The 13785-nt window shown below is 42.9% G+C and carries 10 protein-coding genes; 5 read left to right on the top strand and 5 right to left on the bottom strand.

The window, feature by feature from the left end:
• Window positions 1-27 precede the first annotated feature (27 nt).
• The 3 genes from MHN32_RS08935 (at window position 28) to asd (ending at window position 6023) form a co-directional block, all read left to right on the top strand.
• Window positions 28-1698: a hypothetical protein gene (locus tag MHN32_RS08935; protein ID WP_235367206.1), complete on the top strand. Its 1671-nt coding sequence runs from the start codon at window positions 28-30 to the stop codon at window positions 1696-1698.
• A gap of 77 nt (window positions 1699-1775) precedes the next feature.
• A complete protein-coding gene (locus MHN32_RS08940; RefSeq protein ID WP_174169174.1) occupies window positions 1776-4463 on the top strand; it encodes a TonB-dependent receptor in 2688 nt (895 codons plus the stop codon).
• A 444-nt stretch (window positions 4464-4907) separates the two neighbouring features.
• Entirely contained in the window at window positions 4908-6023 is a 1116-nt protein-coding gene (asd, locus tag MHN32_RS08945) for an aspartate-semialdehyde dehydrogenase (RefSeq protein WP_102058111.1), read from the top strand.
• A 32-nt stretch (window positions 6024-6055) separates the two neighbouring features.
• Here asd and MHN32_RS08950 read toward each other — a convergent pair whose 3' ends face one another.
• A complete protein-coding gene (locus MHN32_RS08950; protein ID WP_010605496.1) occupies window positions 6056-6400 on the bottom strand; it encodes a hypothetical protein in 345 nt (114 codons plus the stop codon).
• 232 nt (window positions 6401-6632) lie between these two features.
• Here MHN32_RS08950 and MHN32_RS08955 point away from each other — a divergent pair, with 232 nt between their 5' ends.
• Together MHN32_RS08955 and MHN32_RS08960 are read left to right on the top strand one after the other, a co-directional pair.
• Window positions 6633-8627 carry a methyl-accepting chemotaxis protein gene (locus MHN32_RS08955; RefSeq protein ID WP_239421544.1) on the top strand — a complete coding sequence of 665 codons (1995 nt, stop codon included), beginning with the start codon at window positions 6633-6635 and terminating at the stop codon, window positions 8625-8627.
• A gap of 6 nt (window positions 8628-8633) precedes the next feature.
• On the top strand, window positions 8634-9083 hold the full coding sequence (locus MHN32_RS08960; protein ID WP_102058108.1) for a GNAT family N-acetyltransferase: 450 nt from the start codon (window positions 8634-8636) through the stop codon (window positions 9081-9083).
• Between the two features lie 321 nt (window positions 9084-9404).
• Here the strand turns inward: MHN32_RS08960 and MHN32_RS08965 are convergent, their stop codons facing one another.
• The 4 genes from MHN32_RS08965 to MHN32_RS08980 form a co-directional block, all read right to left on the bottom strand.
• On the bottom strand, window positions 9405-10631 hold the full coding sequence (locus MHN32_RS08965; RefSeq protein ID WP_239421545.1) for an FG-GAP repeat protein: 1227 nt from the start codon (window positions 10629-10631) through the stop codon (window positions 9405-9407).
• Window positions 10632-10843: 212 nt separating this feature from the next.
• Window positions 10844-11344 (bottom strand): DUF4240 domain-containing protein, encoded by a 501-nt coding sequence (locus MHN32_RS08970; RefSeq protein WP_010605492.1) that lies wholly within the window; start codon window positions 11342-11344, stop codon window positions 10844-10846.
• A 155-nt stretch (window positions 11345-11499) separates the two neighbouring features.
• Entirely contained in the window at window positions 11500-11997 is a 498-nt protein-coding gene (gene ilvN / locus MHN32_RS08975) for an acetolactate synthase small subunit (protein WP_010377111.1), read from the bottom strand.
• Window positions 11997-13718 carry an acetolactate synthase 3 large subunit gene (locus MHN32_RS08980; protein WP_239421546.1) on the bottom strand — a complete coding sequence of 574 codons (1722 nt, stop codon included), beginning with the start codon at window positions 13716-13718 and terminating at the stop codon, window positions 11997-11999. The genes ilvN and MHN32_RS08980 overlap by 1 nt, the downstream gene beginning before the upstream one ends.
• Window positions 13719-13785: the final 67 nt, after the last annotated feature.

Raw genomic sequence — 13785 nt, forward strand, 5'->3', positions numbered from 1 at the left:
TTTAAAAGTCTACTATTGGAGTTAGCAATGGAACTAAAAAACCTCTTCAGAGTCTCTGCAATCGTCGCTGCTATGGCACTTACTGGTTGTGGTGGTGACATCGAAGTTACACCTACTGTAAACGATAACAGCACTAACAATTCAAACAATACAACAAACAATGGCGATTCAGGCGGTGATACAGGTGGCGATACTGGCACAACTAACCCTTGTACAACTCGCGCTGTAGGAAGCACTGAAGTTCAAGGTACGTTCCAAGCACCACACTGTGTATACGGCACTGACTTTGCTTCTAAATCGCTAGAAGTACAAGGTGATGTTACATTCAAAAAGCTTGAGAATGGCGGCGCTCACGTATTCAAAGGTGCACTTTTAATCGGTAAAGATTGTAACACATCAACAGGTTGTACAATCGAGGCGAACGGTCCAACACTAACTGTAGAGCCAGGTGCTGTAATGGCATTCACTTCTGGTGAGTCAGTGGTTCGTATCGCGCGTGGCGCGAAGATCAACGCAGTTGGTACTGCAGCCGAGCCAATTCGTTTCACTTCAGCAGCAGAATTTGACGCATTTAACCTAGCAGGTATCGGTCCACAGTTTGCTGACTGGGGTGGTATCATGGTTAACGGTTTTGGTATCACAAACGAATGTACCGATGCAGAGCGTGATGGCGACCTATGTAATGCAGATTCTGAAGGTGTAACAAGCTACTATGGCGGTAAAAACAACGCAGATAGCAGCGGTCAAATCAAATATGCGCACATTTGGTATGCAGGTTCTGGTCCTCGTGATGGCGGCCCTGGGGACGACTTAAATTCACTAACACTGAATGCTGTGGGTTCTGGTTCAAGCTTCGAATTCCTTCACATTCACCAAGGTTTTGACGATGGTATCGAATTCTTCGGTGGTGCTGCAAACATCAAAAATATCGTAGTAACGGATACTCAAGATGATGCTGTTGACGTTGATGCAGGATGGCAAGGTAAAGGCCAGTTTATCCTTGTTAAGCACGGTACAATTCAAACTAAGCGTGACGTTACTTATGCTGATGACAACGGCGACGCGGTACTAATTCCTGCGGGCACAGAAGGCTTCATGGGTAACAATGGTTTTGAAACCGATGGTGAAAAAGCAGCAGGCCCTGATTACAGCCAAGCACCAGCATCTACGCTTAATTTTGCAAACGTAACTGTGTTAACGACTGATGGTAACTCAATTCGTGATGATGACGAATCACAAGGTATGAAGTTTGATGATGCTATCCGTGGTATGTATTACAACGCATTAGTAGTTAAATCATCAGCTGCGAATGGCACTGAATGTTTAGAATTTAAAGATGATAAGGCTGCTGCAAACGCTGAAGCTGATACGCTTAATTATGTAAGCTCTGTACTTGCTTGTGCTGCAAACTTTAAAAATGGTTCTGACCCATTACCTGCAGGTGAAGGTAAAGAAGACTGGTTTGTTAACGCAGGCTCTAACCAAATTCTAAACGGTGCAGCTGACGTAATTGCAGCTGACGGCTTCTCAACAAATTCAAGCTCTACCGCTATCACTGTTGAAGCAAACGACCTAAGCAGCCTAAATGACAACTTCTTCACGACCGTTGATTACATTGGTGCGGTATCTGATAAAGATACATCTTCTGAATGGTATCAGTGGGTTAAGAAAGCAATTGAGGCTTCAAACGCTGACTAATTATCCGTAATGACCTTAGTTATTACAATTAAGGCGCAGTCATTGCGCCTTTTTTATGATTTTTGGCAGGATTGCATATGGATACTCAAATGAAATTTAAAAAAGTTGCTTTAGCCATCAGTACGGCACTCACAGTCGCAACTTCTCTACCAAGCGTTGCAGAAGAAGAACAGGCAATCGAAGAAGTTGTTGCGGTAGGTACTCGTTTGCAAGGTAGTGCTGCGGCGGTAATTGAAGAACGTAAAAACCAAGCCTTCGTTGCGGATATCTTAGGCGCAGAGCAGCTATCTAGAACAGGTGATAGTGATGCAGCATCCGCGCTACGTCGTGTTACCGGTCTCACGTTAGTTGACGGCAAGTTTATCTATGTTCGTGGCCTAGGTGAGCGTTACTCAAGTGCTCGCCTGAATGGTGCCGCAGTACCGAGCCCGGACTTAACCCGAAACGTTATTCCACTCGATATTTTTCCAGCAAGCATTATTGAAAGTCTAGCGGTACAAAAAGCTTATTCTCCATCAATGCCTGCTGCATTCGGTGGTGGTAACATCGATATCCGTACTAAGTCTGTACCATCGGAGTTCACCGCAGGTATTGAGGTAGGTATTGGCCAAAACTTTAATTCTGATAAAGGCTTTACCTACAGCGGTACCACGGAAGGTATACCTCAAGTACTACAAGATGCAGTTGTAAGATATCGTGGTAACTTTGACATCGGCGAAGTTGTAGACAAAAACGGTTTCAAAGATAAAGACGGGCTAACACGTGCGGATCAAGCAATTGACGTGATCAAAGGTTTTGTGTCATCACTTCCTCGCGATATTCAAGTCAAAGAAGAGTCCCTAGATCCAAACTTTGATGTAAAAGCCAACATTGGCAATAGTTTCCAAGAAGATTGGTTAGGCGGCACGGTAGGCTTTATGCTTGCGGGTTCCTATGACAACGATTGGAATTATAGCGACCGCACAACAGGTGTTATTGACGACACATTAGGTGAAAACTGTACTTCAAAACTAGAAACCGCAGAAGACACAGCCAATTCCTGTTATGTGACACTTAAAGAATCTAAAGTAACGACTGAAACTGAACGCCTAAATGGTGTATTCAATATCGGTTACCGCTTAGATCAGCATAGCATTACTTATTCTAAGATTTATCTAGAAGATAACGAAACCGAATCAGAGTTTTCCGTGTTACAAAGCCCTAACGGCAGTACCGTTAGAACAATTGCGGGAACGGGCGCGGCACAGCGTTCACATCAGTTTGATTACGAAGAACGCACGTTGGATATCGACCAAGTGATTGGTCAACACACGTTCCTCGATTACTGGGGGGTAGGCTTTGACTGGCAGTATACAGAGTCAAAAGCGCAAACCGATATTCCAACAGAAATCGACTTTAAGTTTATTGATAACTATAACGAAGACGGCTCTTATAAAAACTCCATCGTTACCGGTGATGATAACCGTATAACGTACGCCTTTACCGACATGGAAGACAACGTAAAGTCTTACAGCGGCAATGTCACCTTACCGTTAACCTTCGAGGGCATAGAAATTACCCTCAAAGGTGGTTATGACTTTATGGACAGAGCGCGTGTTTACAATACCAGTAACTTCGTTGTAAACAACAAAAGTGGTATATCCATCCCAGTAAACTTTGATGAGTCTGAGATCTATGGATTATCGGGTTATCTTGACGATGAGTTTTTGAACAACAACACTTTCTTGTTGACCTTCAACGAACCTCAGGCACCAGCGGCGGACGATTATATCGCAGCTCAAAAGATTGATGCGGGCTATGGTGAATTTGATATCTTCTTCGACAATACCTGGCGTATTAGTGGTGGTATTCGTTACGAAGACTTTAAACAAGTGTCACTTGCAACATCGAGTCTGATCTTCGACCGCATAACGATGGAAACGATTTACGATGAAGAGCGTATTTTAGCCGGTACAGTTAACGAAGATAACTTCTTTAACGCACTATCGCTAACGTATCTTTCAGACGGTAACTATCAAGTACGTTTTGGTTATGGTGAAACCACAGTACGCCCTGACTTACGTGAGTTAGTACCGGTTGCCTACTATGATCCACTAACCGATATCCGCACCTTCGGTGTAGCTGGCCTAAAGAGTAGCGACCTGAAAAACTATGACGCGCGCTTTGAGTACTATATGGATAATGGCGACAACTTCTCAGTTGCGGCATTCTATAAAGACATCACGGCACCAATAGAAACCATCTTACGGGTTGGTGATGAAGACTATACAGCAACCTTCGTAAATGGTGAGGAAGGCGAAGTATACGGTATCGAAGCCGAGTGGTTATATGACTTATCGAGTCTTGCGAGTGGCTTCTTTACGTCAGGTAACATCACCTTAAGTGATTCTGAAGTATCGATAGATCCTGCTCGTGCAGGTAACTTAACCAATCCAACAAAGCGTATGACGGGTCACTCAGAGTACGTAGTTAATATGCAATTAAACTATGATTCGGCTGATGGTCAACACAGTGGTTCATTAGTGTATAACGTCTTTGGAGAGCGTATTTTGGCTTCTGGGATTGGTGGTAGAGATGATGCTTATGAGCAACCATTTCATTCGCTTGACCTAGTATATACTTGGTATCCAGACTTTAACTCTAAAGTTAAATTTAAAGTCAAGAACTTGCTAAATGAAGATCAAGAAGTAACTCAATCTGACGTGGTAGTAAGACAAAAAGATGTTGGCACCTCAGTTAGCCTGAGCTACAGCTACGAGTTCTAAGGAACAACTAAGCTTAAACCAAAGCCAAGGCCCGCCTTGGCTTTTTTGATCTTTATCAATCTTTCTAAATTTTTTTATTTGTTATTCGTTATTTCATAGACTAAGTTCTGTAACTTTGTGTATAGTTGGTCTATATATAAAAATATATCTAAATACTTCAGTAAGTTACTAGCTTGTTAATATACTTGTCATATTTAACTAGTAACATTATTTAAGAGCTTTAAAAACAAAACCATAGCTCGTTTCGTACCGAGTTCTTGTTGACGCAAATGCGTTAAATTAGGACAACCTTTACATGTTGTATCCAAACCCCGCCATGCGGGGTTTTTTATTTTTTAAAATCCTGATTTCTAGCTAGTCCAGTGCGTATTCTTTTGCTATGGTAGCCATCTAGACATACGACTCACGCAATGATCCGTATAATCAAGAATTAAGGCACATAACATGAAAAAAGTAGGACTCGTCGGCTGGCGTGGAATGGTTGGCTCCGTGCTGATGGAGCGTATGCAGCAAGAAAATGACTTTGAGGTCATTGATGCACACTTCTTTACTACCTCGCAAGCGGGCCAACTTGGCCCCGTTGTGAAAGGCGGTGGAGAGCCAAAGCCGCTAAAAGATGCAAGCGAAATTCTATCGCTTAGCGAAATGGATATTATCATCTCTTGCCAAGGCGGAGATTACACCAAATCTGTATATCCTTCATTGCGTGAACAGGGCTGGGAAGGCTATTGGATAGATGCAGCTTCAGCACTGAGAATGGAAAAAGACAGTATTATTGTGCTTGATCCGGTCAACAAAGATGTCATCCAACAAGGTCTTGAGCAAGGTGTAAAAACCTTTGTTGGTGGTAACTGCACGGTTTCTCTTATGCTACTAGCGCTTGGTGGTTTATTCGAGCAAGACTTAATAGAGTGGGTGAGCCCAATGACCTATCAAGCGGCATCAGGTGCAGGCGCAAGAAATATGCGTGAACTCATCACTCAAATGGGTGAGATCCACAGCTCGGTTAAAGCACAACTCAACGACCCAAGTTCAGCCATCTTAGAAATCGATAAGCTAGTGGCAGAAAAAATCAAAGATGAATCTTTACCACAAGATCAATTTGGTGTGCCGTTAGCCGGCAGCTTAATTCCATGGATTGACGTTCCAATGCCGTCTGGGCAAAGTAAAGAAGAGTGGAAAGCACAAGTAGAAGCAAACAAAATCCTTGGCTCGTCAAAGCAGCCCATTCCTATTGACGGATTGTGTGTACGAATTGGCGCGATGCGCTGTCATTCACAAGCGCTCACCATCAAGTTACGTGAAAATCGAAGTGTCGAAGAAATAGAAGCGATTCTCGCTGCACATAATGAATGGGTTCGCGTCATTCCAAATGAGCGTGATATTACGGCAAAAGAGCTAACTCCTGTAAATGTCACTGGCACACTGAATATTCCGATAGGCAGGATAAGAAAGCTCACAATGGGTGAAAAATATATCAGTGCATTTACTGTTGGTGATCAACTTTTATGGGGGGCGGCAGAGCCACTTCGTAGAATGTTAAGGATCATTACAGGTTAATTTCTAAAGGCGCCGTTGGCGCCTTTTGTTTTTTAATCGATAACTTTTGTAAGACCGATTAAGGCATTTTCACTCTCACCATCGTGGCATCGAGTATCACCGCTATCTCTATTTTCAATGACTAAGCGATATACAGTGCGGTATTTTTCACCTTCACGGATAGCATCTAAAACCGGAGCCAAAAGGTAGTGCTGTTCTGGATAAATAATAACAGGCTCAAGATCGACTCCGGACTCACGCTCAAACCTAACTTCGTAGCTATTATTACCATTTGAATATAGGTCGTACACAATGCCTTTACACGTAAATACAACCGCATATGACTTCAATGAGATAAGCGCAAGGCTCACTAACATTAGTTTGATAAATCCTTTCATACATTCCTCTATTTAATTTTGACGCCAATACCATTATCAGCAACAAGAAGGTAGCAACACTTCATTACCATTTGCTTTCAGAAAAATTACTTCAAGTAACATTCACCTATCCTTCCAGCCTCGAAACGTTAAATCCGTCACGATGTTCGTTACAAAATATCTCACCTTAATTTTGTTGGACTATAGTTACCTTGATTAAACAATAATCTACGCTCGCGCTACGGAGAGACGAATGGGTATTTTGAAAAGATTCTCGATTATGCAGCTCACGATGATAAGTTCTTTCTCACTGCTTGCATTTTTACTATTTTTAGTTGGCAAAAACGTTTTGAATAACTGGAGACAGTACAATGCGGCCGATCAAAATATCAACTATGTCGTTTTGCTCGACGCCATTGAGAAAGTAGCGCATCATCATGCGGTAGAGCGCGGCTTAACGGCTGGGTTCCTTGGTAATCCAAGTAGTGATAACAAACGAAAGGTCGACGCGCAACGTGAAATTGCCGACCAAACAATATCAACGCTTAAGAGTATTCACTCTTCACTGTTTCTTAAAGATAAAAATGTGCAAAAATGGTTACCTTATATTTTTGAAGTGGAAGCCAATAAGAACCGCGTAAGAGGTGAGGTCGACAGGAAAAATGGCAGTAATGCTTTTGCTTACTACAGCAAACTTAATCAAGTTTCATTAAACACAGCAGCAAAAATTCAAGCCTACGTATCAGATAGAACCTTATCTTCTGAACTTTCTATTGCTTTCCTTATTGCCCAAAGTAAAGAGCGCCTTGGACAGATCCGTGGCAAAGTGAATGGTGTGCTTGCAAAAAAAGCAATGTCAGACACCCTCAAAGACGATATCAAGTACTATCGCCAACAGCTAGAGATGTCATTACATCAATTAGAAACCGCACTCGAAGGTACAGGCCAAAGCAACGTACAAACTATTTTATCTTCAAGCGAGGCAAAAGCATTCAATCAAATTCTTGATACTCTTGAAAGCCAAGGGCAAGTTGACTTTAGTCGCTTACCTTCAAGTGCCGAGTGGTTTTCTGCGGCGACAAGTCTAATAGGTAAGTTCAAGACCAAACTCAATTCAGTGTGGGAAATGACAATTAAAGATAGCCAAAAGCACAAATCAGATATCGCATTTGAAAGTATCTTAATGTTTGTGCTTTTTGTCGTCGTTCTCAGCTTTATCGCGCTCGTCAACTTTCATCTGATTCGCTCGTTACGCTCGGAGCTTTCACAATTAACGAGTATATTAAAACGCGTAGCTGAAGAGGGCGACTTAACTTTAGATATGCGCTTAAACACGCGCGATGAGCTTGGGCAAATCTCCGAGTCAATTTACAATACGATTTATGCGTTTAAAGACCTAATGGTTGGCTTAGCTAAGTCCGTTCAGGTAGGTACGAAACTAGGCGAAAAAATGCATTTAGCAGCCTCTAACGTCAATGAGGATGCACAAAAAACCCAAGGCATGGCATCTTCCATTGCGGTTGCAATAGAAGAAATGGCCGCAACCAGCCAAGAAATTGCAAAACTCGCGCAAGATACGCTGGATGCCAGCGACCAACTTAACATCGAATCACAGCAGTTACTTGCAGACAACCAAAAAAACTTAGACACCATGAAAACCCTCTCGAAGAGTATGAACGCCGTCGACGAGATGGCCGCGAGTATGGAAAAGCAGGTATCTGAAATAAACACTATCTTGGATTCAATTCGCAGTGTTGCCGAACAAACTAACCTGCTAGCACTCAATGCCGCAATTGAAGCAGCCCGTGCAGGCGAGCATGGCCGCGGCTTTGCTGTTGTAGCCGACGAAGTGCGAGGACTTGCAAACAACAGTAAACAATCTTCAGAGCAAATTTCCACGCTGTTACTTAGCCTGTCAGAGATAAGCCAAAGCGTTGTGAAATCAATCAGAGAAAACACACTGCTCACACAAAATACCATGAACGAAGTAGAAGAAACGCGTAAAGTATCGCTCAGAGTAAACGAACACAGTTCGCATGTTGAAAAACTCACGACTTCGGTTGCCACAGCAGCTTGCGAACAGTCTGAAGTGGCCGCCGATATATCACAAAATACCGCTGCTGTACTTGACGCTGCAAACCATGAATTAGATACATCGAAAGCGTTAAATGAATTGTTTAAAGATATGAAACTAAACAGCGATACGCTACAACGTACAATGGATATATTTAAAATTGATAAGAGCTAGCACCCTATGAATATTCGAGAGTTCAGCGAGAACGATTATCCAAGAGTTTTGGAGATCTATTCAAAATCTAAGCTGGATGAGCTTCGTTTTGAGCAGAAGACATTTAAGCTCTTACCTCTAGAAGATGATGAAAAGAGACTATCTGCACTAAAGGAATCAAAGATATACGTTTTTGATGATGGGAATATTCTTGGTTTTGGAGCAATATTTGGGTCAGAGATTAGGGCACTATTTGTTTGCCCTAGTGCTAGAGGAAACGGAATCGGAAGAAAAATGCTTGAATTCCTTTTGTCACAAATATGCGGCAAGGCGAACCTTTTTGTCGCCAAGACAAATGAGCCTGCAAAGGAGTTATACAAGGCATACGGATTCGAAGTGTCTGATGAATTTCTCACTGAATATAATGGCGAGTCAGTGTATGCGAATGAAATGGTTCGTATAAAAGGGCAGTACTAGCAAGACGAAGTAATATGAACTTCAGATAGCTAGAACGTGTACTTTGACGTTTTTAGCTAATACGTGTCGCAAACGAAAGTTAGCGCTGATAAGGTCAAATATATAATAAACACATGAAATAAGTTCTCTATCGGTCAAACAACGCGTAAAAAACGGGCGTCGTTTATTTAACCGATACCGAATGTCTTCTTTAAAGCCTTTCTTGTTGCTTGAACGATTCAAAATGGCACCAAGTCAACTGTTAAATAAGGGCCTATCAATCTCACTCTGACAGCCAAAGTCTGAGCTTAACGAACCAAGCTCAGACATTACCAATCGCTATTATTCCACCAAATCCAGAATATAGGCGGCACCTGAGCCTTCTCCTTTGTCATCACGGTGGGGAGTTGCGATGATGGCGGTGTTATTTGAAACCGCAATATTCCAACCAAACCTATCTTCTGGCGCGGCATCATTGGCAAATACCTTAGACGCATATTGCCATTGGCCTTGTTGTTTTTTGTACAGATAAAGTGCCCCCGCGTTATTACCTTTTTCATCGTGGTGCATAGCGGTGATAAACGCCATGTCCTTACTTAACGCAACACCGCGTGCAAATCTATCATCCGCTTTGGCATCTGGAGCCACTAATTTTTGAGTTTGTGTCCATTTATCATTTGTTCTCTCAAACAGATAAGCAGAGCCGGCATCTTTACCTATACTGTCGATATCATCTCTTCTGGCAGAAATAAGGGCTGTATCTCCAAAAATAGCCACGCGAACACCAAAAATATCGGTGTTCCCACCGTCACTTGCCATCAGTTTTGCTTGCGAATTCCACTTTTTACCATCGAATTGATAAACATAAACCGCACCAGCTTTTTCTGCTTTTTCATCATTCAAATCTGCGCCGACTAAAATGGTATCGCCATCTATTGCTACGCTAATTCCGAATAAGTCCCCATCAGCGCCATCCCTTGCCGTCAACTTTGACTGAAAATGCCAGCTATTGTTTTCTCTCTCGTATACATACGCTGAACCTGAGTCTTTGTGTGGCGCATCGCTATGTGGTGCGCCGATCACTAAAAATTGCTCGGTGAGGGCAATGCTTTGTCCAAAGGCATCACCCGCTTTTGCATCGTTGGCGGTTAAAATTTGTTTTTGTACCCAGCTATTTTCTGTGCGCTCAAAAGCAAACACCGCACCGGCATTTTCTCCTTTATCGTCCCGATTTATCGCACCAAGCATGGCAATATTATTCTTAAGGGCAACATTGCCGCCAAGCGTGTCGCCCGCATTGGCAGGCTGCGCGATGAGCTTTGCTTGTTGCTGCCAGCCAGACGCACCTAGCGTGTATAGGTAAGCCGCACCAATATCCTGACTCGTATTTGCATCCACTTTATGGGCACCAACTAATGCAGTTGTGCCGTCTACCGCTACGCTATAACCAAACTGATCTTCTGCTTTACCATCATCGGCTACCAATTTTTGTTGCACAGCCATACTTTGACAGGCTATCACTAACGCCAAACTAGGGAAGTATTTTAAAATAGAGGGGGCTTTCATCATTATTCTTTTTGTTTTCGATATAGGGAATAAACATAGTATTCCACTGTTTAATACTCAACAAGAGGTTGTGTTTTTAGCAAAGTCATTTTGGTAGGTTAGCGGGAAGGGTTGATAGGCATCTGGAGCGGCGACATCTTGCGATGGTAATAGTGAGTCTCAGCGTCTAACTCTAGAACAACTAAAACCCATCACATAAAACAATAAACTAAACCTTATCCAAGCCAATATTGACCAAAAAGTTGAGGTAGTTCAGCCTTTAACTGTTTTGGTTTATTTTTAAACTTTTTGCCTTGCGGCGGAAAGTTCACGACACTGTGATACGGGAGTTCGTCTTGATTTTTTTCTTCAAAAAGCAACCCTGCAACTAAATCTAATTCGTCAATAAATGGGTAGGGCAAGTCGTCTTTATTCGGAATAGCAAACTTATTAGCTAATTCGTCTGGTTCCGCTGTAAGTACACTTACCGCTTCAGGGCCGCGACTGATGATCCAATTACAAAAATCTAAGAAGTCATATTCGCTATTACAGCCTGCAATCACGTAGGCCACTTTCCAGTTATCCCAATGCCACAGTGCTCTTAGTTCTTTGGTGTATAATGCATCGAACTGAGCAATTTCTTCTGAACTTAGCGGTGATAAACGCGTTTTTAAATAGTCATTATCGTTTGAATGATCGGGGGCGGTGACAAGCTGCCAGAAGCGTTCGAGTTCCATGTGCATAATCTAACTTGATAAAAACGAGATTATAGCCAGTAACCTAATGAGAGTAAATCGAAGCTGCCATGCAAAATAACTGCAGCGGGTTGTACGTAATACTACGTGCTTACCCGCGCAAAAAGATAACAGTGACAGCTAAAAGGTAAGTAGTTTTAACCTTTCAGCGCTTTGTCACCTCGGCCAATACCTACCGCACCAGAACGCACAAGTTCAATAATGTCGCTTTCGTGACGTAATAGATCCAAGAAAGACTCAAGACGGTCGGCTGAGCTTACCATCTGTAATATATAACTTTGCTTGCCCATATCTATAATGCTGGCTTGGAACACCTCAGCAACACGATTGATAGCAGCTCGTGTTACTTCATCTCTGGCATAGACTTTTACCAGTAGCAGTTCTCTTTCAATGTGCTGCATATCAGTTAGATCAATAACCTTAAGCACATCCACCAACTTATTAACTTGCTTGGTGATTTGTTCAACAATGCGGTCATCGCCTTGGGTCGTGATGGTAATACGAGATAGCGTTTTGTCTGCGGTTGTACCCACTGTTAAGCTGTCAATGTTGTACGCACGTTGAGAAAATAAACCCACAATACGAGAAAGAGAGCCAGGTTCATTCTCTAATAAAATCGATAGTATTCTTCTCATTATGCTTTTACTCCTTTTTTCAACCACATCTCGTCTATCGCACCTTGCTTAATTTGCATTGGATACACATGTTCAGACTCATCGACCAAAATATCTAAAAATACAAGTCGGTCTTTAATCGACATTGCTTTTTCCAGCGCCGCATCAAGTTGCTCAGGCTTATCAACCCGAATACCGATATGACCATAACTCTCGGCAAGCGCAACAAAATCAGGCAGGGACTCCATATAAGAGCTCGCGTGACGTCCCTCATACATCATGTCTTGCCATTGGCGTACCATACCAAGCGAGCGGTTGTTTAACGAGATGACCTTGACAGCAAGGCCGTATTGTAAACAGGTTGAAAGTTCCTGAATATTCATTTGGATAGAGCCATCCCCAGTTACGCACAATACTTCACTGTGCGGAAATGCCATTTTTACGCCCATCGCAGCGGGTAAACCAAATCCCATGGTGCCAAGGCCGCCTGAATTAATCCATTGACGAGGTGATTTGAACGGATAGTACTGCGCTGCAAACATCTGGTGTTGTCCTACGTCTGAGCAAACATACGCGTCACCACTGGTCATTTGGTATAGCTTTTCGATAACCGTTTGTGGTTTGATTTTTTCTACACCCGCAGTAAACGACAAGCATTTCTGAGCACGCCATGTGGTAATTGCTTGCCACCAATCTTCTTGTGCGGCTCGGTCAATGCGCTTCTCGCTTTTTTCGATACCGCGTAGCAATTGCTCCATCACCGTATCTAAGCAGCCCACAACTGGGATATGCGCTTGAATGGTCTTAGAAATTGAAGTTGGATCCACATCAACGTGAACAATTTTGGCATCCGGACAAAATTTCTTGACGTTATTGGTTACACGGTCATCAAAACGCGCACCTAACGCTAAGATAACATCGGCATTCGCCATCGCCTTATTCGCTTCAAGACTACCGTGCATCCCTAACATGCCAATAAAATTAGGATGTGTGCCGCTGATCCCGCCAAGACCCATTAGGGTATTGGTGATAGGCGCGTTTAGTTTCTCAACCAGCTCAGTTAGTTTTTCTGAGGTATTCGAAAGAATAATGCCACCGCCAGAATAGATAACCAAACGCTTCGCTTCAATAATGGCTTCAACCGCTTTGCGGATCTGCTTGGAATGCCCCTTTACACTCGGGTTGTAAGTACGCATATCAATTTGTTCAGGCATCTGATAATCGAATTTAAGCGCAGGATTCAAAATATCTTTTGGCAGCTCAACCACAACCGGTCCCGGTCTACCAGAGTTGGCGAGATAAAATGCCTTTGCTAACACTTCTGGGATTTTTGTCGCATCGCGGCAGTTAAAACTGTGTTTAACGATAGGACGAGAGCAACCAACTATATCCGTTTCTTGAAACGCATCATCGCCGATTAGGTTTGAAGGCACTTGCCCCGAGAGTACAACCATTGGGATTGAATCCATATAAGCCGTCGCGATCCCTGTAATGCAGTTTGTAGCGCCTGGGCCACTGGTCGCAAGAACGACACCGACATCTCCCGTTGCTCTGGCATAACCGTCGGCCATGTGGGTCGCTGCTTGCTCATGTCTAACCAAGATATGCTCAATATCTGATTGCTGAAACAACGCATCATATAGATCAAGAACCGATCCGCCGGGATAGCCAAATATGTATTTTACTTTTAATGCGCTCAATGCTTTTACTACTAGCTCGGAGCCGTTGTATTGCTCTGCCATTACCTCATTCCTCGTTGACTGTGCGTGCCTGTTATATTTATAAAATCAAAAAAAAACCCCGCTGGTT

Source organism: Pseudoalteromonas sp. Of11M-6, from assembly GCF_022347905.1.
Classification (GTDB): Bacteria; Pseudomonadota; Gammaproteobacteria; order Enterobacterales; family Alteromonadaceae; genus Pseudoalteromonas.